General features: G+C 76.5%; 22 protein-coding genes. 10 read left to right on the forward strand and 12 right to left on the reverse strand.

Annotated elements, in window-relative coordinates:
- The first annotated feature begins 5 nt into the window (after positions 1 to 5).
- Positions 6 to 1,451: a MocR-like pyridoxine biosynthesis transcription factor PdxR gene (gene pdxR, locus ACOQFB_RS12970; protein WP_494492241.1), complete on the forward strand. Its 1,446-nt coding sequence runs from the start codon at positions 6 to 8 to the stop codon at positions 1,449 to 1,451.
- Between the two features lie 3 nt (positions 1,452 to 1,454).
- Here pdxR and ACOQFB_RS12975 read toward each other — a convergent pair whose 3' ends face one another.
- The 10 genes from ACOQFB_RS12975 to ACOQFB_RS13020 form a co-directional block, all read right to left on the reverse strand.
- On the reverse strand, positions 1,455 to 2,408 hold the full coding sequence (locus tag ACOQFB_RS12975) for a chromosomal replication initiator protein DnaA (protein WP_421610665.1): 954 nt from the start codon (positions 2,406 to 2,408) through the stop codon (positions 1,455 to 1,457).
- Between the two features lie 164 nt (positions 2,409 to 2,572).
- Positions 2,573 to 3,148, reverse strand: a complete 576-nt coding sequence (locus ACOQFB_RS12980) for a hypothetical protein (RefSeq protein WP_059439289.1) — start codon at positions 3,146 to 3,148, stop codon at positions 2,573 to 2,575.
- A gap of 20 nt (positions 3,149 to 3,168) precedes the next feature.
- Positions 3,169 to 6,312: an efflux RND transporter permease subunit gene (locus ACOQFB_RS12985; protein ID WP_059439288.1), complete on the reverse strand. Its 3,144-nt coding sequence runs from the start codon at positions 6,310 to 6,312 to the stop codon at positions 3,169 to 3,171.
- A gap of 1 nt (position 6,313) precedes the next feature.
- On the reverse strand, positions 6,314 to 7,447 hold the full coding sequence (locus ACOQFB_RS12990; protein ID WP_421610666.1) for an efflux RND transporter periplasmic adaptor subunit: 1,134 nt from the start codon (positions 7,445 to 7,447) through the stop codon (positions 6,314 to 6,316).
- 49 nt (positions 7,448 to 7,496) lie between these two features.
- Positions 7,497 to 8,792 carry a TolC family protein gene (locus ACOQFB_RS12995; RefSeq protein WP_421610667.1) on the reverse strand — a complete coding sequence of 432 codons (1,296 nt, stop codon included), beginning with the start codon at positions 8,790 to 8,792 and terminating at the stop codon, positions 7,497 to 7,499.
- Between the two features lie 177 nt (positions 8,793 to 8,969).
- Positions 8,970 to 10,370 (reverse strand): sigma-54-dependent transcriptional regulator, encoded by a 1,401-nt coding sequence (locus ACOQFB_RS13000; protein ID WP_059439095.1) that lies wholly within the window; start codon positions 10,368 to 10,370, stop codon positions 8,970 to 8,972.
- Positions 10,345 to 11,679 carry a two-component system sensor histidine kinase NtrB gene (locus ACOQFB_RS13005; protein WP_421610668.1) on the reverse strand — a complete coding sequence of 445 codons (1,335 nt, stop codon included), beginning with the start codon at positions 11,677 to 11,679 and terminating at the stop codon, positions 10,345 to 10,347. The genes ACOQFB_RS13000 and ACOQFB_RS13005 overlap by 26 nt, the downstream gene beginning before the upstream one ends.
- A 227-nt stretch (positions 11,680 to 11,906) precedes the next feature.
- Positions 11,907 to 12,758 carry a hypothetical protein gene (locus tag ACOQFB_RS13010; RefSeq protein WP_059439097.1) on the reverse strand — a complete coding sequence of 284 codons (852 nt, stop codon included), beginning with the start codon at positions 12,756 to 12,758 and terminating at the stop codon, positions 11,907 to 11,909.
- Between the two features lie 39 nt (positions 12,759 to 12,797).
- Positions 12,798 to 14,876 carry an amidohydrolase family protein gene (locus ACOQFB_RS13015; protein WP_421610669.1) on the reverse strand — a complete coding sequence of 693 codons (2,079 nt, stop codon included), beginning with the start codon at positions 14,874 to 14,876 and terminating at the stop codon, positions 12,798 to 12,800.
- A gap of 112 nt (positions 14,877 to 14,988) precedes the next feature.
- A complete protein-coding gene (locus ACOQFB_RS13020; protein ID WP_059439099.1) occupies positions 14,989 to 15,894 on the reverse strand; it encodes a LysR family transcriptional regulator in 906 nt (301 codons plus the stop codon).
- An 89-nt stretch (positions 15,895 to 15,983) separates the two neighbouring features.
- Between ACOQFB_RS13020 and ACOQFB_RS13025 the strand changes: the two genes are divergently transcribed.
- From ACOQFB_RS13025 to ACOQFB_RS13035, 3 genes are all read left to right on the forward strand, one after another.
- Complete coding sequence (locus ACOQFB_RS13025) at positions 15,984 to 16,772, forward strand: MBL fold metallo-hydrolase (RefSeq protein ID WP_421610670.1); 789 nt, start codon at positions 15,984 to 15,986, stop codon at positions 16,770 to 16,772.
- A 52-nt stretch (positions 16,773 to 16,824) separates the two neighbouring features.
- Positions 16,825 to 17,841 carry a DUF362 domain-containing protein gene (locus ACOQFB_RS13030; protein WP_421610671.1) on the forward strand — a complete coding sequence of 339 codons (1,017 nt, stop codon included), beginning with the start codon at positions 16,825 to 16,827 and terminating at the stop codon, positions 17,839 to 17,841.
- Between the two features lie 73 nt (positions 17,842 to 17,914).
- Entirely contained in the window at positions 17,915 to 18,337 is a 423-nt protein-coding gene (locus ACOQFB_RS13035; protein ID WP_059439431.1) for a DoxX family protein, read from the forward strand.
- A gap of 16 nt (positions 18,338 to 18,353) precedes the next feature.
- On the opposite strand, the gene ACOQFB_RS13040 is transcribed toward ACOQFB_RS13035, so the two are convergent.
- Complete coding sequence (locus ACOQFB_RS13040) at positions 18,354 to 18,896, reverse strand: SgcJ/EcaC family oxidoreductase (protein WP_421610672.1); 543 nt, start codon at positions 18,894 to 18,896, stop codon at positions 18,354 to 18,356.
- A 69-nt stretch (positions 18,897 to 18,965) separates the two neighbouring features.
- Between ACOQFB_RS13040 and ACOQFB_RS13045 the strand changes: the two genes are divergently transcribed.
- Both ACOQFB_RS13045 and ACOQFB_RS13050 read left to right on the forward strand, forming a co-directional pair.
- Positions 18,966 to 19,436, forward strand: a complete 471-nt coding sequence (locus ACOQFB_RS13045) for a MarR family winged helix-turn-helix transcriptional regulator (RefSeq protein ID WP_421610673.1) — start codon at positions 18,966 to 18,968, stop codon at positions 19,434 to 19,436.
- 80 nt (positions 19,437 to 19,516) lie between these two features.
- The gene (locus ACOQFB_RS13050; RefSeq protein WP_202813235.1) at positions 19,517 to 20,008 is read left to right on the forward strand and encodes a nitrous oxide reductase accessory protein NosL; all 492 of its coding nucleotides are present in this window, start codon (positions 19,517 to 19,519) and stop codon (positions 20,006 to 20,008) included.
- 5 nt (positions 20,009 to 20,013) lie between these two features.
- Here the strand turns inward: ACOQFB_RS13050 and ACOQFB_RS13055 are convergent, their stop codons facing one another.
- Positions 20,014 to 21,516 carry a CoA-acylating methylmalonate-semialdehyde dehydrogenase gene (locus ACOQFB_RS13055; RefSeq protein ID WP_494492242.1) on the reverse strand — a complete coding sequence of 501 codons (1,503 nt, stop codon included), beginning with the start codon at positions 21,514 to 21,516 and terminating at the stop codon, positions 20,014 to 20,016.
- 1,080 nt (positions 21,517 to 22,596) lie between these two features.
- Between ACOQFB_RS13055 and ACOQFB_RS13060 the strand changes: the two genes are divergently transcribed.
- From ACOQFB_RS13060 to ACOQFB_RS13075, 4 genes are all read left to right on the forward strand, one after another.
- A complete protein-coding gene (locus tag ACOQFB_RS13060; protein WP_421610019.1) occupies positions 22,597 to 22,869 on the forward strand; it encodes a DUF2277 domain-containing protein in 273 nt (90 codons plus the stop codon).
- A gap of 102 nt (positions 22,870 to 22,971) precedes the next feature.
- Positions 22,972 to 24,216, forward strand: a complete 1,245-nt coding sequence (locus tag ACOQFB_RS13065) for a glutaredoxin family protein (protein WP_152643378.1) — start codon at positions 22,972 to 22,974, stop codon at positions 24,214 to 24,216.
- 164 nt (positions 24,217 to 24,380) lie between these two features.
- Positions 24,381 to 24,881, forward strand: coding sequence for a tripartite tricarboxylate transporter TctB family protein (locus tag ACOQFB_RS13070; RefSeq protein WP_059438861.1), 501 nt, complete (start codon positions 24,381 to 24,383; stop codon positions 24,879 to 24,881).
- Between the two features lie 9 nt (positions 24,882 to 24,890).
- Positions 24,891 to 26,393 (forward strand): tripartite tricarboxylate transporter permease, encoded by a 1,503-nt coding sequence (locus ACOQFB_RS13075; RefSeq protein WP_421610020.1) that lies wholly within the window; start codon positions 24,891 to 24,893, stop codon positions 26,391 to 26,393.
- The last annotated feature ends 58 nt before the right edge of the window (positions 26,394 to 26,451 follow it).

A 26,451-nucleotide genomic window follows, 5' to 3' on the forward strand; every position in this document is an offset into this window, starting at 1 on the left:
GTGCCGTGGACCTGCACGTCTCGCTGCACCGCCGCGGCCGGCTCGCCGCCGACGCCTACCGCCAGCTCCGGGAGGCCATCCTGGACGGCCGCCTGCGCGCCGGTGAGCGGCTCCCCGCCACCCGCGAGCTGGCCCGCCGCCTCGAGGTCTCGCGAAACACCGTGCTGCACGCGTACCAGCGGCTCGCGGCGGAGGGGTTCCTCGCCGGCCGGGCCGGCGCGGGGACCTACGTGGCCGCGGGCATCCGCGCGGACGCCCGTGGCCGCCGCGCGCCGGCCGGCGCGGCGCTGCGGCCCCGCGCGGCCTGGCCGTCGCTGCCCGCGCCGCCGGCCCCGGACCCGCCGGCGGCGCCCTACGACTTCCAGGTCGGCGCGCCGGACCCGGCGCTGTTCCCGTGGGACGCGTGGCGCTGGCGGGTGTCGCGCCAGCTCCGCGGCCGGCGGGCGCGCCCGGGCTACCCGCCGCCGGAGGGCGATCCCGGCGCACGCGCGGCGGTGGCGCGCCACCTCGGCGTGGCCCGCTCGGTGCGCGCCGGCGCGGACGACGTCCTGCTCACCTCCGGTGCGCAGCAGGCGCTCGACCTGGTCGGCCGGGTGCTGCTCGCGCCCGGCGATCGCGTCGCGGTGGAGGACCCGGGGTACCCGCCGGCCCGCGCGGCGTTCGAGGCGCTGGGCGCGCGCGCGGTGCCGGTGCCGGTGGACGCGGAGGGGCTGGTGGTGGACGCGCTGCCCTCGGACGCGCGGCTCGTCTACGTCACGCCGTCGCACCAGTTCCCGCTGGGCATGCCCATGTCGCTGCGCCGGCGCCAGGCGCTGCTCGCCTGGAGCGAGCGGACCGGCGCGGCGATCGTCGAGGACGACTACGACAGCGAGTTCCGCTTCGACGGCCGGCCGCTCGAGCCGCTGCAGGCGCTGGATCGCCAGGGGCGGGTCGTCTACGTGGGCTCGCTGTCGAAGGTGCTGCTGCCGACGCTGCGGCTCGGGTTCCTCGTCGCGCCCGCCTCGCTCGTCCCGGCGCTGCGCGCCGCGAAGGCGCTGACCGACTCCCACGGGCCGCTCGAGCTGCAGCGCGCGCTCGCGGAGCTGGTGGACGACGGGCTGCTCGCGCGCCACGTCCGCCGCGTGCTGCGCATCTACCGGGAGCGCCGCGACCGGCTCGCCGCCGCGGTGGAGCGTCACCTCGGCGGCCGGGTGATCGCGCTCCCGGCCTCGGCCGGCCTGCACCGGAGCTTCCACCTCGCCGACGCGTCCGGGGACGAGGCGGAGGTCGTCCGGCGCTCGCAGGCGCTGGGCGTGGCCGTCCAGCCGCTCGCGCCGTACCACGCGCGGCCCGGCCGGCCCGGCTTCGCGCTCGGCTACGGGGTCGTCCCCGCCGCCCGGATCGACGAGGGCATCCGCCGGCTGGCGGCGGCGCTGGAGCCGCCGCCCGCCGCGCGACGCCGCCGGCGCTGAGGGCTACCCGCGCTCCGGCCCGCCGCGGTCGTGCCCGCGGCCGCCGCGATCGGCGCCCCGATCGCCGCCGCGGTCGGGGCCGCGGTCGCCGCCGCGCTGCTGCGGCGCGGGGCCGGCGTCGCGCCCCGGACCGCCGCGGTCGTACCGCGGGGCCGCGACGCCGCCGCGCTCCTGCGGGCGGCCGCCCTGCCCGCCGCGATCCTGCCAGCCGCCGCGGTCCTGGCGCGGCTCCGGCTGCTGCCGCTGCCACCCGTCGCCACGGCCGCCGGGGCCGCCGGGCCCGCGCGCCGGCTGCGGCTCGCCCCGGCTCCAGCCCTGCGACTCGTGCGGCCGAGCGGCGGGGCCGCCGCGGTAGCCCGGGCCCGGGCCCGGGTCGTGACGCCGCGAGAAGTCCTCGCGCGGGCGGTAGCCGTAGCTCGTGCTCCGGATCGAGCGCTGCTGCTCGACGGCGCGCGGGTAGCGGTCGCCCGAGTAGCCGCGCTGGTACCTCGGCAGCGGGGCCGGGCGCGGCACGGCGCGCCGATCCCACCGGTCCCAGCCAGCGCGGCGGTGCTCCCAGTCGTGGCCGTAGTGGTGGCCCCAGCGCGGCGGCGCGGCGGCGCGCCAGCCGCGGAAGTACGGCGGGGGCGCGCGGTAGTAGCGCACCGGGACGCGGAGCACGTACGCGGGCACGTAGTACGGGTCCACCGCGTCCCACGGGCCGTCGTACCAGCTGCTCGCGTACCAGTTGTCGTTCGCGTAGACCCAGTACAGCCCGTCGTAGAAGAAGTAGTTCGCCGGGAGGCGCGGGGCGTAATAGACCGGGTAGCCCGGGACCGCGACGAGCTCCGGGTACGCCGGCACGTTGATGCCGATGGAGACGCCGGGCGCCGTGATCCCGATGCCCACGCTGACCTGGGCGCGGGCGGGGGCCAGCGGGGCGAGCAGCAGCGCGAACGCGACGGGCAACCAGCGCATCTCGACCTCCTGTCGGAGCCGCGACCCTCCAGCGGGCCGGGCGAGCACCGATGGAGGGACGAACCACCGACCCCGGGGATTCATGCCCCGCCGCGCGATCCCCGAGTTTCCAGCCGCCGGACCCACACCGGCGCCGGGCGGCGCCGATGTGGTCCGGCCCGGCGTCAGACGCCGCCGGCCTGCGCGCCCTTGCCCCGTGCGGCGGCGAGCGGCCCCGCCGCCCAGGCGAGCCCGAGCGCCGCCGAGGCCGCGAGGAGGACGGCCGCGGCCGGGCCGCCGGTCGGCTTCATCGCCATGAGCGCGAGCACGCCCACGCCGAGCGCGGCGCGGAGCCGGAGCGACGCGTCGAGCACGGGGCTCGCGAGCCGCGCGCGCAGCTCCGGCGTCAGCGCCGGCCCGCGCTCCTGCTGCACCGCCGGGCCGACCCGCTTCAGCCACCGCCCGGTCACGGCGCCGCCGAGCGCGCCCATCAGCACCATGCCGATGAAGCCGCTCGCGATCCAGGGCGCGTGCCCCCAGACCGACACCGTCATCCAGATGCCCGAGGCGAGGATGGCGAGCATGGCGAGCCCGCCGAGGCGCCCGGGCAGCACGAGCTGCCCGAGCCAGCTCCGCGCCTCGTCCGGCGTGGCGGCGCGCCGGAGCCTCGCGAGCGCCACCGCCTCGATCCCGCCGGCGACGCCCAGCAGCACCGCGCCGGCGACGTGGGCGAACACCGTGATCGGATAGACCCAGTCCATGACGGCTTCCTTTCCGCCCCTCAGGGCTCGGTGCCGGAGGGGAGCTGCGGGTGGAGCGGCACGTTCACCGGCGGCTCCAGCACCGCCGGGCGCGCCGCGAGCGCCTCCTTCCGGTGGTCGCGTGCGATCAGCACGTAGATCGACGGGAGGAAGAGCAGCGTGAACGCCGTGCCCACCGTCATCCCCGCCACCAGCACCAGGCCGATGCTGTTGCGGGCCTCCGCGCCCGGACCGGTCACGTAGGTGAGCGGCAGGTGCCCGAAGACGGTCGCGAAGGTGGTCATGAGGATGGGCCGCAGCCGCGTGACCGCCGCCTGCCGCACCGCCTCCACCTTGCTCAGCCCCTGCTCCTGGAGCTTGTTCGCGAACTCGACGATGAGGATGCCGTTCTTCGCGACCAGGCCGACCAGCGTCACCAGGCCCACCTGCGAGTAGACGTTGAGCGTGGTGGTCCAGCCGTCCGTGAAGAACGGCATCTGCGGGTTGGGCATCTTCAGGAACACCAGCGCGAGCGCGCCGAACATGCCGAGCGGCACCGAGCCGGCCAGGATCACCAGCGGGTCCCGGAAGCTGTTGAACTGCGCGGCGAGCACCAGGAAGATGAGCACGATGGCCAGCAGGAACGCGGGGAGGAACTTGTTGCCCTCGGTGCGGAGCTGGCGCGACTCGCCGGTGTAGTCGATGACGTACCCGGCGGGCAGGATCTTCCCGGCCTCGTCCTCCAGGTACGACAGCGCCTCGTCGAGCGGGCGGATGGCGACGCCGCTCAGCTTCACCGCGTTGAGCTGCTGGAAGCGGTTCAGCGAGCGCGGCGTCACCTGGTCGCGGATCTTGGCGATGGAGGCGAGCGGGATGAGCCGCCCGTCCGGCCCGGTCACGTGGATGTCCTCGAGCTGCTCGGGGTTGAGCCGCTCCGAGCGCAGCAGCTGCGGGATCACCTTGTAGCTGCGGCCGCCCACGTTGAAGCGGTTCACGTAGTTCCCGCCCACCGCCGAGCCCAGGTCCTGGCCCACGGTGCGCAGGTCGAGGCCGAGCTCGGCCACCTTCTCGCGGTCGATCTCGATCTCCGAGGACGGCTGGTCGATCTTGACGTCGATGAGCGGCGGGAACGCGAAGATGCCGCTCTTCGCCGCCTTCTCCTGGAGCTGCTGCGCGAACCCGAGGATCTCCTGGGTGTCCGCGGTGGAGGCGAGGACGATCTCCACCGGGAAGTTGCCGCCGCCGGGCAGCGCCGGGGGCAGGATCGCGAACGTCTGGATGCCGGGGATGACCGCGAGGCGCCCCTGCACCTCGTGCAGCACCTCGGCCGCGGTGCGGTCGCGCTCGGTCCAGGGCTTCAGGCCGACGCCCCAGAAGCCGCCGGTGGGCTGCGTGATCTGGAAGGTGAACTGCGACTCCGGCATCTCCATGAGCGAGCGGTTCACGGCCTTGGTGTTCGGCACGAGCTGCTCGAGCGTGGAGTTGGACGGGGTGTTCACGATCCCCATCACCACGCCCTGGTCCTCGGTGGGCGCGAGCTCGCGGGGCGCCATGGCGAACATGACCCCCACCAGCACGATGATGGCGACCCAGGCGGCGTAGATGGCGCCGCGCGCCTGGAGCGACTTCTCCAGGTGGCGCGCGTAGACCTCGCGCACCCGCTCGAAGCCCCGCTCCAGCAGGCGGGCCAGGCCCTTCGCCTCGCCGCCCTCGCGCAGCAGGTGCGCGGACATCATGGGCGAGAGCGTGAGCGCGACCACGCCGGAGATGGTCACCGCGCCGGCGAGCGTGAGCGCGAACTCGCGGAACAGCGAGCCGGTCAGGCCGCCCTGGAACGCGATGGGCGTGTAGACCGCCGCGAGCGTGATGGTCATGGCGATCACCGGCCCGACCAGCTCCCGGACGCCGGCGAGCGCCGCCTCCATCCGCGACTTCCCCTCGCGCAGGTGGCGCTCGACGTTCTCGACGACCACGATGGCGTCGTCCACCACCAGGCCGACCGAGAGCACGATGGCGAGCAGCGTGAGCAGGTTCAGGGTGAACCCGAACGCCTGCATCAGGAACACCGCGCCGATGAGCGACACCGGGATGGCCACCACCGGCACCAGCACCGAGCGGAGCGAGCCGAGGAACAGGAAGATGACGATCACCACGATGACCAGCGTCTCGGCCAGCGTGTGCTCGACGTCCTTGATGGCGTCCTGGATGTAGGCGGTCGCGTCGTACGCCACCACCGCCTTGATCTGCTCCGGGATCTGCGTCTGCATCGCGCCCATCTCGGTGCGCACGCGCTTGATCACGTCGAGCGAGTTGGCGTCGGGCAGGGCCCAGATGCCGACGAACACCGCGGTCTCGCCGGTGAAGTTCACCTCGGCGTCGTAGTCCTCCGCCCCCAGCGCCACGTCGGCGACGTCGCCCAGGCGGACGGTGGCGCCGTCGTGCTCGCGCACCACCAGCTGCTGGAACTCGCGCACCGAGCGGAGGTCGGTGTTGGCGGTGAGGTTCACCTGGACCAGCGAGCCCTTCGTCTGGCCGACCGCGGCCTGGTAGTTGTTGCGGGCGAGCGCCTCGCGCACCTGCGCCGGGCTGACGTTGAGCGCGGCCATCCGGTCCGGCCGCAGCCAGACGCGCATCGCGAAGGTGCGGGCGCCCAGGATGTCGGCCCGCTGCACGCCCTCGATCGACGAGAGGCGCGGCTGGACCACGCGGACCAGGTAGTCGGTGATCTCGTTCTGCTTCAGGAACCTGGACGAGAAGCTCAGGTACGCGGAGGCGAACTGGCTGTCGGCGGTCTCGATGCCGACCACCGGGACCTCCGCCTCGGGCGGCAGGTCCCCGCGCACCTGGTCGATCTTGGAGCCGATCTCGGCCAGGGCGCGGTTGGAGTCGTAGTTCAGCCGCAGGCGCGCCCGGATGATCGAGACGTTCTGCTTGCTCTCCGACTCCAGGTAGTCGATGCCGTCCGCGGAGGCGATGACGCGCTCGAGCGGCGTGGTGATGAAGCCGCGCACCAGCTCGGCGTTCGCGCCCACGTAGGTGGTGGTGACGGTGATCTGCGCGTTCTCGCTGCGCGGGTACTGCCGCACGTTCAGCGTGCGGATGGCCTGCAGGCCCGCGATGACGATGACGAGGTTGACGACGACCGCGATGACCGGGCGCCGGACGAACAGGTCGGTGAGCTTCATCTCAGTTCTCCGTCGGCTTCGGCGCGAGCTGCGCGCGCGGCGCCAGCGAGTCGTTCACCGCCACGGCGGCGCCGTTCCGCAGCTTGAACACGCCGCTGCTGACCACGGTCTCGCCGCCCTTCAGGCCGTCCAGCACCGCCACCAGGTCGCCGCGGCGCTCCCCGGTGCGGACGAACTGCTGGCGCGCCACCAGCGTGGGCTTCCCGTTCGCGTCCTTCTTCTGCTCGATCACGTAGACCGAGTCGCCGTAGGGGGCGAACATCACCGCGGTGGCGGGGATGGCGAGGACCTTGCGCTTCTCCGCCGACAGCACCGCCACGTTCACGAACATGCCGGGGCGGAGCCGCCCGTCCTTGTTCGGGAAGGTGGCGCGCACCCGCACGTTGCGGGTGGCCGGGTCCACCTCGGGGTTCACGGTGGTGATCTCGCCGGTCCAGTCGGCGCGCGGGAACGTGTCGGTCCGCAGCCGCACCTTCTGCCCCGCCGCGAGGTCCACCAGCGCCTGCTGCGGCAGCCAGAAGTCCGCGTGGATGGGCGTCACCGACTGGAGCGAGGCGATGGGGCTGCCCGGCGACACCACCTGGCCGAGCTCCACCTGCCGGATCGAGATCCGCCCGTCGAACGGCGCGCGGATGGTCTTCTTCGCGATGATCGCCTGCAGGTTGCGCACCGTCGCGTCCGCCTGCTTCGCCTTCGCGTCGGCCGCGTCGAGGTCGGCCTGCGCGTTCGCCTCGCCCTGCCGCAGCCGCTGCGCGCGCTCCAGGTTGACCTTCGCCAGCGCGGCGTCCGCGGTCGCCGCGGCGAGCTGCGCCTCCTCGGCGGAGGTGTCGAAGCGGACCAGCAGCTGGCCGCGACGCACGTTGCTCCCGGACTCGAACGCGATCTGCCGCACCGTGCCGGGCAGCTCGGCCGCGAGCGTCACGCCCTGCACCGCCACCAGCGAGCCGACCGCGGCCCGGGTGGCCTCCCACTCGGCCGCCTCGACCTTCGCCGAGGTGACCGACTCCGGCGGCGGCACGAACGCCTCGCCGGCCCGGACCATGGTGACGATCTGCCCGGCCTTCACCCCGACCAGGATGGCGAGCACCACCACCAGGCCCACCGCGAACACTGCCCACTGCTTCTTGCTCTTCATGTGCGCTCCTGCTGGAAGACGTGTGTGAAGGTCAGGGCGTGACGCCCGATCAGGGTGCCCGCGCGTCGAGGAGGTTGCGGCCCGCGGCGAGCCGGAGCTGCGCGCGCGCGTCGGACACCTCGGCGTCCGCCTGGATGCGGGCGGCGTCGGCGTTGAAGGCGTCGCGCTGCGCCTGGAGCAGGTCGAGCTGGTCGGCCGCCCCCGCCTGGTAGCGCTCCAGCGCCAGCCCGGCGGCGCGCTGGCTCACCTCCGCCTGGACCCGCGCCGACCGGCTGCGCGCGATGTCGGTGCGGACGGTCATCCACGCGCGGTGGACGTCGTCGTGCGCCGCCAGCCGCGCCCGCTCCTCGCGCGCCCGCGCGCCGTCCGCGACGGCGTCCTGTGCGCGCATGTTCGCGAGCGTGGTGAGGTCGAACGACCAGCTCAGCGACACCACCGCCTGCCAGGTCCGCTCGTGCCCGGCCAGGCCGGTGTAGTCGGTCACGTGCTCGGTGGCGCTCGCCGACAGGCTCGGGACGAGCACCAGCCGCCTCGCCCAGGCCTCCCGCTCCTCGGCCACGCGCGCGCGCACCGCCGACGCGATGGCCGGGACGTCCTCGTCGCGCGCCTGGAACGACTCGATGGGCGGCTCCTCGTGCAGGTCGTCGCCGAGCGCGACCTCCCCCTCCAGCTCGGGCTCCATCCCGCTCAGCGACCGGAGCGCGCGCGCGGCGAGCGAGACCTGCAGCTCCGCCGTGGCGAGCTGCTGGACGTTGCGCTCCACCTCGGCGCGGGCGCGGTCCACGTCGAGCAGCGCGGTGGAGCCCGCCCCGTGGCGCGCCTCGGCGATCCGCAGGCCGGCCCGGGAGACGTCCAGCGCGCGCCGCGACGCCTCGACCAGCGCCCGGCTGGCCACGAGCTGGTGGTACTCGCGCGACACGAGCGACTGGACGCGCAGCTCGGTGGCGTCCTGCTGCTCGGCGGCCGCTCCGGAGGCGGCCTTCGCCGCGCCGATGCGCGCGAAGGTGGCGAGGTCCACCAGCGGCACGTGGACGGTCGCGTACCCGTCGAGCTGGTCGCGCGGCGTGACGACCACCGGCCCGGTCGCGCTGGGGATGCGGGTCTCGTACTGGTTGCGGGTGTACGTCCCGAGCAGCGACACGCCGGGCAGCGCCCGGCCCAGGGCCGCCTGCGTGCCCGCCGACGCCTGCGCGCGCGCCGCGCGCGCCTCGGCGTTGTCGGGGCTGGCGTCGCGCGCACCGCGCAGGAAGGACTCGAGCGGCTGCAGCGCGCTCGCCCGGCCGGCGAGCGCGAGGACCGCCGCCGCGAGGCCGTACTTGAGGATTCGAAGGTGGATGCTCGGCATGGTTCGCCGGCGACCTTGCACCGGGCGCGCCAGCGCCGACACGGCCCGGGAAACCGAGGGACTCCGCGGGATCCAGGCGTGCGGCTGGCCCGCGCCACCGCGCCGCCGTACCGAGGTCCGACGGGATCGCTCAAGCGCTGAGCACCGCGATCGGGTACGGCGGCCGGGGGCCGGCGCTCAGCGGGCCGCGCCGGCGGTCGCCGCCGCGCCGTCGCCGGCGTCGGTGACGAGCTCGTAGCGCCGCAGCCGCTCGGTGAGCGTGTTCCGGCTGATCCCGAGCCGCCGCGCCGCCTCGGACTGGTTCCCGCGGACGGCGGCCATGGTGCGCGCGATCACGGCGCGCTCCAGCTCGTCGAGCTGCGCGCGGAGCGTGCGCGTCTCCTCGCCGTCGCGCGGCGCGGCCGCCGGCCGGGCCGCCCCGCCGGCCGGGGCGCCGGTGGCCTCGAACGCGTCCGGGCCGATCTCGCCCCCGCCGCTCAGGGCCACCAGCCGCGCCACCACGTTCTCGAGCTGGCGCACGTTGCCGGGCCAGTCGGCCTTCACCAGCCGGTCGATCAGGGCCGGCGCGAGCCGCACGTCCTCCGACCCGAAGCGCTCGGCGTAGCGGAGCGCGAACTCGTGGGCCAGCGCCGGGATGTCCTCGCGGCGGTCGCGCAGCGGCGGGACGGTCAGCTCCACCACCGCCAGCCGGTAGTACAGGTCCTCGCGGAACCGCCCCTCCTGCACGTCGGCGCGCAGGTCGCGGTGCGTGCACGCCACGATGCGCACGTCCACCCGCTCCACCCGGCCCGAGCCGACCGGCTGGATCTCGCCCTCCTGCAGCGCCCGGAGCAGCTTCGCCTGGATCCCGAGCGGCAGCTCGCCCACCTCGTCGAGCACCAGCGTCCCGCCGTCGGCCTGCGCGAAGAACCCGGGGCGCGCCTGGACGGCGCCGGTGAACGCCCCGCGCACGTGGCCGAACAGCTCCGCCTCGGCCAGCTCCGCCGGGATGGCGCTGCAGTTGAACCGGACGAGCGGCCCGCCCGCGCGCTTGCTGAGCGCGTGGAGCAGCGTGCCGATGAGCTCCTTGCCGGTGCCGGTCTCGCCCCGCACCAGCACCGTGATCTCGCGCGCCGCCACCCGCGCGGTGGCGGCCAGCACCTGGCGCATGTTGGCGGACTCGAACACCAGCCGCCGGCCGATGGCGTGCTCGACCGTGAGCTGGCGGTTGCGCTGCCGCAGCAGCCGCGCCTCCAGCGCCCGGCCGATGGCGAGCGCGAGCTCGTCCACGTCGAACGGCTTCGGCACGTACTCGTACGCGCCCGCCTTCATGGCCCGCACCGCCAGGCGCTCCGAGCCGTGCGCGGTGAGCAGGATGACCGGGAGCCACTCGTCGCGCTCGCGCACCGCCTGGAGCAGGGCGAGCCCGTCCATCTCCGGCATGGAGAAGTCGGTCACCAGCACGTCGGCGCGCTCGAGCTGCTCGAGCGCCTCGGTGGCCGAGCACGCCAGCACCGGCTCCCAGCCGCGGCCCTGCACCAGCTCCTTGAGCGCGGCGCGGACCGACGGCTCGTCATCCACCAGCAGCACGCGCGACATCCCCGCTCCTCTTCGCGGCGCGCGGCAACGTGACGAGCACCTTCGTCCCGCTCCCCGGCTCGCTCTCGTAGCGCAGGGTACCACCGTGCTGCACGATCACGGCCCGCGCCAGCACCACGCCCAGCCCGGTGCCGTCGTCGCGGGTCGTGAAGAACGGGGTGCCGATGCGCCGGAGCGTCTCCGGCGGCATGCCGCGCCCGGTGTCCCGCACCACCAGCTCGACCTCGTCGCCGGACAGCTCGCGCGCCTCCACCACCACCTCGCCGCCCGCCGGCGTCGCCTCGATGGCGTTCGCGACCAGGTTCAGCAGCGCCTCCTTGAGGCGGCGCGGGTCCGCCTCGAGCGACGCGTCGCCGCGCGCGTAGAGCCGGACTCGGGCCTCGTCGGCGCGGGCGGACAGGACCAGCATGGTGTCGGAGACGAGCGGCCCGAGCGCCACCTGCCGCGGGTTGACCGACTGGAGCGGCCGGTTGAACGAGAGGTAGTTCTGGATGATCTCCTGCATCCGCGTGACCTCGCGGTCCACCACCTCGAGCCGCTCGTGCGAGGCCGCCTCCGCCGGGCTGCGCAGGCCGAGCTGCACGAGCGCCTTCACCCCGGTGAGCGGGTTCTTCAGCTCGTGGGCCACCTTGGCGCCGACCTGCTCCAGCCCCTGCGCCCGGCTGAGCGCGTCCGACACCATCTCGGCCCGGGCCCTGGCCACCTGATCGCGCTTGCGCCGCGTCTCGGCGTGCGCCGGCGCGAGCAGCGCCCCGACGCCGAGCACGCTCACCACCGTGAGCACGCCGCGCTGCAGCGCGGGCAGCTCCGGGCCGGCGACCGCGTCCGGCAGCAGCGCCAGCACGGCAGCGCCGAACGCCGTCGCCGCGAGCAGCCCGCGGGTGGCGACGCGGTCCCCCACCACCGAGACCGCCACGAAGTACGACCCGAGGAACGGGAGGATGAGCGGGCTCTGCTCGCCCCCCGTCACCGCCGCCGCCAGGGCGGTCGTCACGAAGAAGGACGCCTGCCCCAGCACCACGTACAGCGCGATCCGGTCGAAGGTCGCGTTGACGCACCGGCTCGCGTCGCCCCGCCGGCAGCTCCGCACGCCCACCTGCTGCACGGCGCCGCCCGCCAGCACCACGCCGATCCGCCAGGCCGCGTAGCCCGCCCACGCGAGCACCGCCGCCGCCGCGAGGTAGTAGGCGATCGCGAACAGGTCCTCCCGGCGCGGCCACCGGTCGGCGCGCTCCCGCGGCGCCGCCGCCGTCATCGGGCAGGGCGGCGCGGCGGCGACCAGCGGGTGGGTGCGAGCAGGGGCGACCACGTCGCCGGAGCGAAAGGCAAGTTCCGGGCCGGCGGAGAGGACTCTGACCATTGCCCGGCTCGATTAACCCGGCCCTGAAGGCACGCGCTCGCCCCGGAACGTGACCAACGGCCGTTTCCGCCCCGCCGCGCAGAAGTCCAACAGCCTGCTCAAACCTTGAGCAGGTCACGTCGCCCCGGCGACGCCCGGCGGGCCGCCCGCACGATCGCCCGTCCGTCGCCGCCCGCTCAGGGCGGCGGCGGCGCGAGCGCGCGCAGCCCGTCGGCCAGCGCGCGCGAGAGGTTCTCGATGAGGTCCTCCTTCGCGCTCGCGACGTAGAGGTGCGGGCCGAGGGCCCAGGTGTCGCGCACCAGCCGCCGCGGCTCGGGCGCCGCCCCGCCGGCCCGGGCCAGCGCGCGGCCGAGCAGCGGCAGGACCTTGTCGCCGAGGCGGAGCGCGGTGTCGATGGCGAACACGGCGAGGTCGGGCCGGAGCGCGCGCAGGCGCCGCACGAACGCGTCCGCCTCGGCGTCCATCAGGTGCTTGGGCGGCCCGGACTTCAGCTCGAGGTACATGAGCTTGCCCTCCGCGGCGGCGACGACGTCGAGGTCCCCGCCCACGCCCGGCGCGCCGCTGCGCACGCCGGTCGCCACCTGGAGGCCCAGCCGCGAGGACAGCTCGCGCGCCACCCACCACTCCAGCGTCCCGCCGAACGACCGCGCCCGCCGCAGGAGCCGGTAGCGCCCCCGCGGGCGCCGCTCGGCGAGGCCGAGCGCGACGCAGTCCTCGGCCATGGCCCGGGCGCGGGCAGCGTCCACGTACCGGGTGGCCTCCGACGGCAGGAAGCCGGCGGGCGCGAGGATGGCGCCGCGCAGGAACAGCCGGAACGCGTAATGCCCGAGCCGCTCGGCGATGGCGTCGAGCGCGGGCGCCGGCAGGTCGGGGTCGAACGGCAGGTCGGGGCGGGAGGGCCGCGGCTCGAGCCCGCGGCGGACCAGCATGGCGAGCGGCTCCGACGCGGGGACGCGCCGGCGGCCCGGCGGCGGGGACCGGGCCGCGGCGGCCGCCTCCAGCTCCCGGGCGCCGGGGCGCTCTCGCATGGCGCGATTCTACGCGCGCGGCGCCGCGCGCGGCGTGCGCTACGGCGCCCCGCTGGCGCGCGGGGCGGACGGGGCCGGGGCCGGCTCGTGGAGGGTGACGGCCGGCGCGAACGGCCGCACCCCGAGCGCCCGGTGGATCTCCTCGGGCAGGTACACGGCGCCGTCCTTCATGACCAGCCGCACCCGGCGCAGCACCGAGAGGTCGCGGGTGGGGTCGCCCGGGACGAGCATCAGGTCGGCGCGCATGCCCGGCGCGACGCGGCCCGACCGCTGGTCCTCGCGCAGCCACCGGGCCGAGCCGATCGTGGCGGCCCTCAGCGCGTCCGCCGCCGGGATCCCCGCGCGCGCCCAGGCCTCCAGCTCGCTGTGGAGCGTGACGCCCGCCATCCCGTCGTCGGTGCCGGGCACGAGCGGGATTCCGGCGCGGTGGAGCATGAGCACCACCTCGTCGAGCTTGCGGGACGAGGCCTCGTACGCGGCGTACTGCCCCGGCTTCACGTCCAGGACGGCGGTCCGGCGGGCGCGCTGCACCGGGACCGGCATGTGGTCGAGCCACGGCGCGTCGGCCGCGTTCACCTTGCCCGGGCGGCCGAGCAGCATCTGCTGGAAGATCGCGAGCGTGGGGTCGAGCACCGTGCCGCGCTCCTTCATGAGCGCGACCATGCGCTGCACCGGGGCGCTCGCGAGGTCCAGCTTGCCGAGCCGCTCGCCCAGCGCGGTGAAGCGCAGCGGCGTGCGGGTGTCCTCGCGCGCCGGGTCGATGATGAAGCTGAGCACGAGCTGGTTGACGTGGTTGATCTCGTCGTAGCCGTCGCGGACCGCGCGCTCCGAGGTGCCGAACGCGGGCACGTGGCCGCTGACGCGCAGGCCCAGCCGGTGGGCCTCCGCCGCGAGCGGCCTCACCCAGTCCGGCGGCATGGAGTTGTAGATCTTGATGGAGGCGTAACCGTGGTCGGCGTACCAGCGGACCTTCTCCAGCCCCGCCTCCAGCCGGTCCACCACGAACCCGTTCCGCGCCGAGTACGGGCTGCGCCCCTCGAGGAACCCGGCGCGCTCGACGCGCGGGCCCATCATCTCGCCCGCGTCGATCCGCGCGGTCAGGTCGAGCAGGGTGTCGTTGACGTTGCCGCGGTCGAGGATGGAGGTGACCCCGGCGGCGAGGTACATGGGCCCGGCCCAGTCCCAGTCGTGCGAGTGCAGGTCGTGCAGCCCGGGGAGCACCGTGCCGCCCTCCCCGTCCACCACCACCGCCCCGTCCGGCGGCGGCCCCTCGCGCACCGAGGCGACCGCGCCGCGGAACACCACCACGTTCGTGAGCGGGCCGAGCGCGCCGGTGTCCGGATCGAGCACGCGCACGTTCGTGAGGCACACCGGCGCGGCGAAGCGGTGCGTGAGCCGGCCGGTGAGGCGCCGCAGCGACTCGGCGCCGAGCTCCCCGGCCAGCCGGGACAGCGCCTCGAACCGCGACGCGTGCCGCTCCTCCACCAGCACGATGCCGGGCGCGATCATGCCGGCGAGCGCGCCGTCCGCCCGGAGGAGCAGGAACGTCGGCGACAGGTCGAGCCCCCACAGCGCGTACACGCCCAGCGGCGGACCGTCCTCGAGCGCCAGCTCCCGGACGCGCTCGACGCGGACCTCCCCGCCGGGCAGCGCGGCGACGCGGTGGCCCGGCGCGGCGAGCGCCGCGCGCGCCAGCAGCCCGAGCCCCCACGGGCTCCCGTTGTTCGGCACGTACACCTTGCCGGCGGCCGCCGCCTCGCCGGCGTCGTCGAGCGTGCGCCAGCGCGCGCGGCCGCGCCGGACCGAGAACTCCTCCTCCACCGGCGCGCCCACCCACCCCTTGCCGCGGATCTCCCAGCGCGCCGGCAGCCCGTCCGCGCCCAGCTCGACCCGCTCCTTCACCTTGGGGCCGCGCCCGTTGTTGTCCACCTGCCAGTCCACGTCCACCCGGCGGCCGGCGCGCGTCACCGCGAGCGTCCCGACGCGCTCGCCGCCCATCAGGAAGGCGAGCCGCTCCGGCGCGGGGACCGCCGGGCCGGAGCGGGCCGCCGCGGGCGCCGCCGCGAGCGACAGCGCGAGCAGCAGCTGACCGAACGTGAACGGGCCGGGACCGGGCATGGCGCACCTCGCACGGGCGCCGTCGCCTGCGCCGGATCGGCACGCTAGCGAGCCGGCGGCGCGCGTGACAATCCGGCGCCCCGCCCGGTGCGCGGGATCCTCCCGGCGCGCCTCAGCCGGCGTCGCCGGCGAAGAGCGCCCTCGCGTCCGTGAACAGCTGCGTGAGCGCCGCGGCGACCGCGCCGATGGCCGGGTCGCCGCGCGAGCTGGCGCGGCGCAGCAACCAGACCGGTCGCGGCGCCGGGACCGGGCCCTCGACGCGGCGGAGCCCGGCGTCGGGGTCGCCCATGTAGCAGGGCAGCAGCGCGAGCCCCAGGCCGGCGCGCGCCGCGAGCTGCTGCGAGCCGAAGCCGTTGGCGCGGAAGGACGGCCGCTCCTCCGGGTGCGCCTCGGCCAGCCACACCGCCTCCGGCAGGTGCGCGCTCGCCTCGTCGAAGCCGATCCAGCGCGCCCGCGCGCCGCCGGCGATGGCCCGCGCCACCGCCGGCGCGGCGTAGAGCCCGTACGCGAACGTGGCGATGCGGCGGCCCACCAGGTCCTCGCCGCGCGGCGAGCCGAGCCGGATGGCGAGGTCGGCCTCGTGGCGCGCGAGGCTGAGCGCGCGCGACTCGCCGATGAGCTCCAGCTCGCAGCCGCGCAGGCGCCCCTGGACGCGGGCGAGCCGGGGCAGGAGGAACGCGTCGATCACCGGCCGGGTGGCGGTGACGCGGACCAGCGCGGCCTGCTCCGCCGCGCCCCGCGCGGCGGCGAGCGACGCGGCGGCCCGCTCCATGTCCCGGGCCCGCTCCAGCGCGGCCGCGCCGGCGGCGGTCAGGCGGACCCCGTCCGGCCGGCGCTCCAGCAGCCGCCGCCCGAGGACGCGCTCCAGCGCGGCCACCCGCCGCGCCACCGTGGCGTGGTTCACGCCCAGCGCGCGCCCCGCGCCGGAGAGGCTGCCCGCCCGCGCCAGCGCGGCGAAGCAGCGGACGTCCTCCCAGTCGAGCGCGCCTGTGCGATGTCGATCGGCGATCGTGCGCATCTGCGCATTGTCGCACAGGTGGCGCCGCGGCAGGTTCCGGCGTGCGGCGCGGCCCCTCCGATGCCCGGAGCCCGCCCCGGAGGTCCCACATGGCCCGGACGGTTCGCATCACCCTGATCGGCGGCCCCACCGTGCTCCTCGAGCTGGGCGGGCTGCGCCTGCTCACCGACCCGACGTTCGACGCGCCCGGCGCCTACCCGTCGTCGGGCGGCGCCGTCACGCTCACCAAGCGCACCGGCCCCGCGCTCGCCGCCGCGGAGGTGGGCGCGGTGGACGCGGTGCTGCTCAGCCACGACCAGCACGCCGACAACCTCGACCCGGCCGGGCGCGCGTTCCTGCGCGGCGCGCGCCGGGTCCTCACCACGCGCGAGGGCGCCGGCCGGCTCGAGGGCGCCGAGGGGCTCGCCCCGTGGGAGCGCCGCGTCCTCGCCGCCGGCGCCGGCTCGCTGCTCGTCACCGCCACGCCGGCGCGCCACGGCCCGCCCGGCATCGAGCCGCTCTCCGGCGAGGTGACCGGGTTCGTGGTGAGCGAGCCGGAGGGGCGCGACCTCGTCTACGTGACCGGCGACACCGTGTTCTACGAGGGCGTGGCGGAGGTGGCGCGCCGCTTCCGGCCGGCGGTGGTGCTCATGTTCACCGGCGCGGCCCGCACCCGCGGCCCGTTCCACCTCACCATGAGCGTCAACGACGCGCTCGAGACCGCCCGCGCCTTCCCGGGCGCGGCGCTGGTGGCGGTGCACAACGAGGGCTGGGCGCACTTCACCGAGTCCGCCTCCGACCTGGAGCGCTCCTTCGCCGCGCTCGGGCAGCAGGCGCGCCTCGTGCCGCTGGCGCGCGGGGGGACCGCCGAGATCCCGCTGCCGCCGCCGGGGACCTGACCCTCGCGGCGCCGCGGGCGTATGCTCGCGGGGGACCGGCGCGGAGGAGCCCATGGCCTTCGGACGACGAAGCTTCCTCGGGAGCGCGCTCGCCGGCGCCGCCGCGGTCCGGCGCGCCCGCGCCGCGGCCGGCGCGGCCCCGCCGCCCGGGGCGCGGCGGCACGCCCTGCCCGACGCGCCGCGCCCGCCGGCGCAGAGCACGGTGGCGGTGGTGCGCACCGCGGCCTTCGGCACGCTCCGCGAGGCGCTGGCCGAGGCCGTGCGGCTCGCGGGCGGCCTGGCGTTCGTGCGCCCCGGCGACCGGGTGCTCCTGAAGCCGGCGGTGAACAGCGGGAACCGCTACCCCGCCACGACGGATGCCGAGGTGGTGGCGCTGGTGGCCGCGATGGTGCGCGAAGCCGGCGGCCACCCGCTGGTGGCCGACCGGACCATGTTCCTGCGATCGACCCGCACCGCGTTCGAGCGGACCGGGATCCTGGAGGCCGCCCGGGCGGCCGGGATGCCGTGCCTCGCGCTCGACGGCGCCGAGGAGGTGACGATCGAGCACCCGCTCGCCGCGCACTGGTCGGGCGCCCGGGTCCGCGTCTACCGCGCCGTCGCCGAGGCCGACCACGTCGTCGATCTCTGCACCCCGCGGACGCACGCGCTGGCCGGCTTCACCATGGGGCTGAAGAACCTGGTGGGCGTGGTGGCCGGCTCGGCGCGCCCGGGCATGCACCTCGGCGCCGGCTTCGTGCCGCGCGTGGCGGAGATCGCCGCCGTCGTGCGCCCCGCGCTCACCCTGCTCGACGGCCGGCTCGGGTTCGCCGACGGCGGGCCGGACGAGGGCGACCTGGTCCGGCCCGGGCTGGTGGCCGCCTCCACCGACCCGCTGGCGCTCGACGCGCTGGGCGTGGCGGCGCTGCGGCTCGCCGGCACCAACGACGCCATCGGGCGTGGGCCGGTGTGGTCGCTGCCGCTGCTCCGGCGCGCGGCCGAGATCGGCGTGGGCGTGGCCGAGGGCGCGCGGATCCGGATCGCGGGGCTGGCCGCCGCCGACGAGGTCGCGCTGCGGGCCCGGCTAGGGTGAGCGTGCCCCGCGCCGGTCGATTTCACGGACGGGCGCGGACGCCCCGGCTACCTCCCCACGTCAGGAGGAAGCCATGGACTACCCCGATCTCGCGCCGCGGGCACGCACCTGGGCGCCGCACCTGCTCGGCGTCCTCAGGATCGTGTCCGCGTTCCTGTTCATGCAGTTCGGCACCGCGAAGCTGTTCGCGTTCCCCGGCGCCGTCATGCCCGGCGGCGGAACCGCGCCGCTCGCCTCGCTGGCCGGGGTCGCCGGCGCCCTCGAGGCGTTCGGCGGCGCGCTCCTGCTGGTGGGCCTGTTCTCCCGCCCGGTCGCGTTCCTGCTCTCGGGCGAGATGGCCGTCGCCTACTTCTACGGGCACGCGCCGCAGGGCTTCTGGCCGGTGCTGAACCAGGGCACGCCCGCGGCGCTGTTCGCGTTCCTGTTCCTCTACCTCGCCGCGGCCGGGCCGGGCCGCTTCAGCCTGGACGGGCTGCGCGACCGGGGCGCGCGCTAGCGCGGGCGGGCCACGCTCAGCGCGCGGCCGGCGGCGCGTTCGGAATCGGCACGACGTCCGTGTTCTGGGCGGACTCCGCCACCCACCGCCCGCGGTCCCGGACCAGCACGAACGAGAGCACGCCGCGCCGCGGCGGCATGGGCTGGCCGGTCAGCCCGGTGTCGCCCTCCAGCGTCCAGCTGGCGTGCACCAGCGCCACGTCCGGCCGGAGCGTCCGCGCGGTGGTGGCGCCCAGGGTCAGCCGGCTGTCCTTCATGCGGGTGGCGTGGATCTCGGCGTGCGCGCGCTCGATCTCGGCCCGGCCGCGCCAGTGCAGGCCGATGACGTTCACGAAGTCGGCCCGCTCGGAGAACAGCGCCGCGAGCGCCCGCGCGTCGTGGCGGTTCCAGGCCTCCTCGAACGCCCGCGCCACCGCGACGGGGTCACCGTCGCTCCCGGCCGCGGCCGGCCCCGCCGCCGCACCCACCCCCGGTCCCGCCGCCACGCCCGCCGCCAGCCCGGCCGCCGCGGCGAGCGCGAACCCGCGCCCCCGCCGCCCTGCACGCCCGGAAGCCGCCATGGTGCACCTCCTGCTCCGAGATCTGGTCAGGTAGCCTGACGATCGAATCGGTATGGTAGCCTGACGAGGATGTCAAGCCGCCCTCCCCGCCCGGTCCCGCAGCCGCGCGCGCTCCGCCCCGCGCGCGCCAACGCCGGCACGCTGCTGCTCGAGTCCTACCGCCGCTTCGAGCGGGAGCTGTTCGACGAGCTCCACCGCGCGGGCCACGCCGCGCTGCGCCCGAAGCACGGCGCGGTGCTCGCGAACGTGGACCGCGACGGCACCCGGGCGACCGAGCTGGCGGCCCGCGCCGGCATGACCAAGGCCTCGATGGGCGAGCTGGTGGACGAGCTCGAGCGGCTCGGGTACGTGCGCCGCGCCGCGGATCCGCAGGACCGGCGCGCCAAGCGCGTGGTGCCGACCGCGGCGGGCCTGGAGGTCGCGCGGCTGGCCCGCGCCGCCATCGCCGGGCTGGAGCGCCGCTGGGCCGGCCGGATCGGCGAGGGCCGCTTTCGCGCGCTGCTCGCCGCGCTGGAGGCGCTCGCCTCCGCACCCCCCTGAGCCTCGCGACAACCCACCGCATGCCCGGCGCCTCCGGCCGCGACCTAGAGTCCGGGTCATTCCCGGACCGGAGGTTCGCCGTGTCGCCTGCCATCCTCGCCGTCGCCGCCCTCGTCGCCGCCGCGCCCGCCGCGGACGTCCAGCAGGCTCCCTCCTGCCAGCACTGCGGGATGGACCGCGAGAGGTTCGGCCACAGCCGCATGGTGATCGAGTACGAGGACGGGAAGTCGGTGGGAACGTGCAGCCTGCACTGCGCCGCGGTGGAGCTGGCGGTCGCCATCGACCGCGTGCCGCGGCGGATCCTGGTGGCCGACCGCGACACGCGCGAGCTGGTGGACGCGGAGCGGGCGGTCTGGGTGCTGGGCGGCAAGGAGCCGGGGGTGATGACCGGCAGGGCCAAGTGGGCCTTCCGGGATCGCGCGGCGGCGGAGGCGTTCGTGGCCCGCGCGGGCGGCGAGCTCGTCTCGTTCGAGGACGCCATCGCGGCGGCCTACCAGGACATGTACCGGGACACGCGCGCCATCCGCGAGCGCCGGCGCGCGCACCGCCAGGCCCCGCCCCCGAGGCCCTGACCGCCCTACGCGTGCGTCGGCATGGCGAAGCCCCCGCGCGCCTCGTCGGCGCCGGCGGGCCAGCGGCTCGTGACGACCTTGCTGCGCGTGTAGAACGCGATCCCCTCCGGCCCGTGCACGTGGAGGTCGCCGAACAGGGAGGCCTTCCAGCCGCCGAAGGAGAAGAACGCCATGGGCACGGGGATGGGCACGTTCACGCCCACCATCCCCACCTCGACGTCGCGCGCGTAGCGCTGCGCCGCGGCGCCCGAGCGGGTGAAGATGGCCGTGCCGTTGCCGTACGGGTTGCGGTTCACCAGCGCGAGCGCCTCGTCGAGGCTCGCGGCGCGCAGCACCACCAGCACCGGCCCGAAGATCTCCTCGCGGTGGATCGACATCTCCGGCGTCACGCGGTCGAACAGCGTCGGGCCCACGAAGAACCCGCGCCCGCCCCCGGGCACCTCCCGCGCGCGCCCGTCCACCACCAGCCGCGCGCCCTCGCGCACGCCCGCGTCGATGAAGCCGCGGATCCGGTCGCGGTGTGCCGCGGTGATCACCGGCCCCATCTCCACCCCGCGCGCCGTGCCGGGACCGACCGGCAGCCGCCGCGCGCGCTCCGCCAGCGCCTCGACCAGCGGATCGGCGGCGGCCCCCACCGCCACCACCGCGGAGATGGCCATGCACCGCTCGCCCGCCGAGCCGTAGGCGGCGCCCGCGAGCGCGTCGGCGGTGAAGTCCGGGTCGGCGTCGGGCAGCACGACCGCGTGGTTCTTCGCGCCGCCGAGCGCCTGCACGCGCTTGCCGTGGCGCGCCGCCGTCTCGTAGACGTGGCGCGCCACCGGCGTCGAGCCGACGAAGGACACCGCCGCCACGTCGGGGTGGGCGAGGAGCGCGTCCACCGCCTCGGCGTCCCCGGGCACCACGTTCAGCACGCCGGCGGGCAGCCCGGCCTCGTGGAACAGCTCCGCCATCCGCAGGCTGGTGGAGGGGACCTTCTCCGACGGCTTCAGGACGAACGCGTTCCCGCAGGCGATCGCGACCGGGAACATCCAGAGCGGGACCATCGCGGGGAAGTTGAACGGGGTGATGCCGGCGCAGACGCCGAGCGGCTGGAGCGACGAGTGCACGTCGATGCCGCGCCCGGCGTCCTCGGCGCGCTCGCCCTTCAGCAGGTGGGGCGCGCCGCACACGAACTCCACCACCTCGATGCCGCGCTGCACGGAGCCGGCCGCGTCGGCCAGCGTCTTGCCGTGCTCCTCGCAGACCAGGGCCGCGAGCGCGTCGCGGTTCGCCTCGAGCAGCTCGCGGAAGCGCGCCAGCACGCGGGCGCGCCGGAGCGGGGGCGTGTCGCGCCAGGCGGGGAAGGCGGCCTTCGCGGCCGCGACCGCGGCGGCGACGTCGTCCGCGCTCGCGAGCGGCACGCGCCGGATCACCTCGCCGGTGGCCGGGTCGAACACCTCGCCGGTGCGGGCGCCGCGCGGGGCGGTGCGCCGGCCGGCGATCCAGAGGTCGAGCAGCGGAGCGGTCACGGGAGGTCCCTCCGAGGGCGGCAGGTGGAGCCGCATGCCACCCCGGTAATGATGCCCGCTCGCGCGCTCAACGTCGCCCCGGCCGCCGGATGGGGCGGCGCGGCCTGCGGCCGTGCGTCCGGGCCCTCCGCGGCCCACGTTTGGCGCAGGCGCCCCGGCGCCGGCCGTGGCCTCCCGACGCACCAGATCGCGACCGAGCGACCCCGCGGGCCCCGACGCGCGCGTCCGGGCGCTGTTCGCCGCGCCGTCCGCGGAGTTCGTGGCCCGCCGCGACGCGCTGGCGCGCGAGCTCGCCGCGGAGCGCAGCCCGGCGGCCGCCCACGTCCGCCGGCTGCGCCGCCCGCCGCTCGCGGCCTGGCTCCTGAACGCGCTCGCCCGCGAGCGGCCCGAGGTGCTCGCGGCGGTGCTCGACGCAGGGGATCGCCTCCGCCAGGCGCAGGCGCGCGCCGTGCGCGGCGACGGCGGCGCGCTGCGCGAGGCGGCCGCGGCGCTGCACGAGCGGATCGGCGACGCGCTCGAGGAGGTCCGGGCGATGGAGGGCGCCGCGGGGCACGGCGGGTCCGCGGCGCAGCTCGGGCCGGTGGAGCGCGGCCTCCGGGCGGCCGCGACCGCCGCGCCGGGCGAGCGCGAGGCCCTGCGGGCCGGCGTGCTGGAGCGGCTGCCGGAGGCGGGCGCGGCTGGAGCTGCTGGGCGGGCTCGCGCCGCAGGCGGGCGCCGCGCCGGAGGCGGCACGTCCAGGGCGCTCCCGGGCCGGGCGCGAGGCGGAGCGCGACGGGCGGCGGGCGCGCGCCGAGGCGGCGGAGCGCGAGCGCGAGCGGCGGCGGGCCCGGGCCGAGGCCGACCGCCTGGACCGGGAGCGGCAGCGGGCGGCCGAGCGCCTGCGGCGCGCGGCGCAGGCGGTGGAGCGCGCGCAGGGCGCCCTGCAGGCCGCGCGGGCCGCGGCCGAGGCCGCGAGCGCCGCCGCGGAGGCCGCCCGGGCGAGGGCGCAGGCGGCGGTGCCGGCGGGACGGACCCCCGCCCTCCCCGCTCGCCCGCGCAGGGGTCGTGGCCGCGCCGGCGGCCGCGCCCTATGACCGCGGCATGTGCCGCAACATCCGCGTCCTCCACAACTTCGACCCGCCCACCACCGACGGCGAGATCCGCGACGCCGCGCTCCAGTTCGTGCGCAAGGTGAGCGGGCTCCGGGAGCCCTCGGCCGCCGACGCCGAGACGTTCGGACGGGCGGTGGACGAGGTGGCGGCGTCCACCCGCCGGCTGCTCGGCGCCCTGCGCGCGCGCACCGCCGTCCGCACGCGCGAGGGCGAGCGCGAGAAGGCGCGCGCCCGCGCCGCGCGGCGGTTCCACGCACCGTGATCGGCGCCCCGCGGGGTCGCCCACTCCGGGCGCGTTCCCGTGCCGCGCCGCCGGGCGCGCTCCCCGGCGGCCAACGGTGCTCTGATGGTGCGGAGGCCCGCCGTGGTCCCGCGCCCACCGCTCGCGTCGCTCCTGCCGATCGCCGTCGCGGCCGCGCTCCTCGCGCCGGTCGCCGCACGCGCCGAGGAAGCCGGCGCGCCCGCCTGCGGGCCGGACGCCTCCGCCGAGCCCTGCCCGCCGGCATCGGCGGCGCCGGCCTCGTCGCCGCCCGTCGCGGCGCCCGCCTCGTCGCCGCCCGCCGCCGCGCCGGCGCTGGCCGTCTACTGGGGCGTCGGCTGCCCGCACTGCGAGGAGGCGCTGCCGTACCTGGACGCGCTCGCCCGCGCCCACCCGTCGCTGGTCGTCGCGCGATACGAGGTCCGCCAGGACGCGGCCGGCCGCGCGCGCTTCCGCGCCGAGGTCGAGCGGCTCGGGATCTCGCCGCCCGGGATCCCGCTGTTCGTCGCCGGGGACCGGTACGTCCTCGGGTTCGCGCGGGGGCGGAGCGAGGCGGAGGTGGAGGCGCTCGCCCTCGGCGCGCTCACGGACCGTGAGCCGGCCGCGGCGGTGGTGGACCTCCCGCTGCTCGGGCCGCGCGAGGCGCGGCGGATCCCGCTCGCGGCGCTCACCGCGGTGGTCGGCCTGCTCGACGGCCTCAACCCGTGCGCGATGTGGGTCCTGGTGGTGCTGCTCGGGCTGCTCGCGAACGTCCGCTCGCGCCGGCGCGCGCTCGCGTTCGGCGGCGCGTTCGTGCTCGTGTCCGGCGTGGTGTACTTCGCGTTCATGACCGCGTGGTCCGGCCTGTTCGCCGCGCTCGGCGGCTCGAGGCGGGTGACGGTGGTGCTCGGGATCGCGCTCGTGGCGATGGGGCTCGTCAACGTGAAGGAGCTGTTCCTGTTCCGCCGCGGCCCGTCGCTCACCATCCCGGACCGCGCCAAGCCCGCCCTCTACCGGCGCATGCGCCGGATCGCCGGCGCGACGCGGCTCCCGGCCGCGCTGCTGGGCGTGCTGGCGCTGGCGCTGCTCGCGAACCTGGTCGAGCTGGGCTGCACGGTGGGGCTGCCGGCCCTGTACACGCGGGTCCTCTCGCTGCGCCCCGAGCTCGCGCCCTGGCAGCGGCTCGGCTGGATCGCGGCGTACAACGCCTTCTACGTGATCCCGCTCGGCGCCATCGTGGCGGCGTGGGCGGCGTTCGCGCCGCGGGCCCGGCTCGGGGAGCGGGGGGCGCGGGCGCTGAAGGCGGTGAGCGGCCTCCTGCTGGTCGCGTTCGGCGTGGCCCTGCTCGCCGCCCCCGGCCTGCTGATCTGACCCGGACCGGCGCGCGTTGACCCGCTGCGTCGCGGGCGTCGCGCGCCACGGGCCCCACGCGGGACGGCGCGCCCGGCCGCGGCGTTCAGCATCATCGAACCATCCGTTTACCCCTGCACGCCGTCCCGCCCTCGCCCGGGTCGGGCCGCGGCACCGGAGGCCGCTTGGAAGAGGACACGGGGCAGCTCGCTCCCCCCCGCCACGGGCCCCGCGTCCGCGCGCCCCGCGATCTCGCGGCGGGCCTGCTCGTCGCCGGGATCGCGGCGGTGGCCCTGCTCGCCACCGGCGACCTGGACCCGGGCCGGCTCCGCGCCATGGGCCCGGGCATGCTCCCGCGCGCCATCGCGGCCATCCTGGGCCTCGCCGGGCTGGCGCTGATCGCGGCCGCGTTCCTGAAGGACGGCGAGCCGATCGGCCGGTGGCCCCTGCGCGGCCCGGTGTTCATCTCGCTCGCGGTGGTCGCGTTCGCGCTCACCATCCGGACGGTCGGGCTCGCGCTGGCCGGGCCGCTCGTGATGCTGCTCGGCGGCGCGGCGTCGCCGGAGGTGCGCTGGAGGGAGCTGGCGATCTTCGCGGTGGTGACGACCGTCGCCTGCGCCGGGCTGTTCCGCTTCGCGCTCGGCCTGCCCATCCCGGTGCTCATCCTCCCCGGGTTCCGCCTCTAGCCCGCCGCCATGAGCGACCTGCTCTCGCACCTCGCGCTCGGCTTCTCGGTCGCGTTCACGGTCCAGAACCTCGGGCTGGCGCTCGTCGGCTGCCTCATCGGCACGCTGGTGGGCGTCCTCCCCGGCGTCGGCCCCATCGCCACCATCACCATGCTCCTGCCCATCACCTACGGCGTGGAGCCCACCGGCGCGATCATCCTGCTCGCCGGCATCTACTACGGCGCGCAGTACGGCGGCTCGACCACCGCCATCCTGGTGAACATCCCGGGCGAGGTGACGGCGGTCGTCACCACGCTCGACGGGCACGAGATGGCGAAGCAGGGGCGCGCCGGGGCCGCGCTCGGCATCGCCGCCATCGGCTCGTTCTTCGCCGGCTGCGTGGCCACGCTGGTGGTGGCCGCGCTCGCCGCGCCGCTCACGCGCGTGGCGCTCCTGTTCGGGCCGGCCGAGTACTTCTCGCTCATGCTGGCGGGCCTGGCGTTCGCGGTGGTGCTGGCGCGGGGCTCGGTGCCGCGCGCGCTGGTGATGATCCTGCTCGGCCTGCTGCTCTCCACCGTCGGCACCGACCTCGAGACCGGCGCCGAGCGCATGACGTTCGGCTGGGCGCCGCTCGCCGACGGGATCGACTTCGCGGTGCTGGCCATGGGCGTGTTCGGGTTCGCCGAGGTGCTGCGCAACCTCGACCTCACCGAGCAGCGCGACGTGGTGCGCCGGCCCATCGGCCGCCTGCTCCCGACCGGCGAGGACCTGCGGCGCTCGGCCCTGCCCATCGTCCGCGGCAGCCTCCTCGGCGCGATCCTGGGCATCCTGCCCGGAAACGGCGCGGTGCTCGGGCCGTTCGCGTCCTACACGGTGGAGAAGCGGCTCGCCCGCGACCCGCGCCGCTTCGGCCGCGGCGCCATCGAGGGCGTGGCCGGCCCGGAGTCGGCCAACAACGCCGGCGCGCAGACGTCCTTCATCCCGCTGCTCTCGCTGGGCATCCCGCCCAACGCGGTGATGGCGCTCATGGTCGGCGCCATGACCATCCACGGCATCGTGCCCGGCCCGCTGGTGATGACGCGCAGCCCGCAGCTGTTCTGGGGCGTCATCGCCAGCATGTGGATCGGGAACCTGATGCTGCTCGTCATCAACCTGCCGCTGGTGGGCGTGTGGGTCCGGTTCCTGAAGGTCCCCTACCGCCTCATGTTCCCCGCCATCCTGGTCTTCTCCTGCATCGGGATCTACTCGGTGAACAACTCCGCCGCCGACGTGCTCCTCACCGCCGGCTTCGCGCTCGCCGGCTACGCGTTCGTGCGGCTGGACCTCGAGACCGCGCCGCTGCTGCTCGGCTTCGTGCTCGGCCGGCTCATGGAGGAGAACCTGCGGCGCGCGCTCGCCATCTCGCGCGGCAGCGCCGCGTCGTTCGTGCAGCGTCCCATCAGCGCGGCGTTCCTCGCGCTCGCCGTCGTCGTGCTGGTCCTCGCAGTGCTGCCCGCGGTGCGCACGCGCCGCAAGGAGGTGTTCGTCGAATGAGAACGCATCGGATGACCCGAACCGCCGCCCGGCTCGCCGCCCCGGTCCTCGCGGCCCT

The organism is Anaeromyxobacter sp. Red801 (assembly GCF_049201065.2).
Lineage (GTDB): Bacteria > Myxococcota > Myxococcia > Myxococcales > Anaeromyxobacteraceae > Anaeromyxobacter.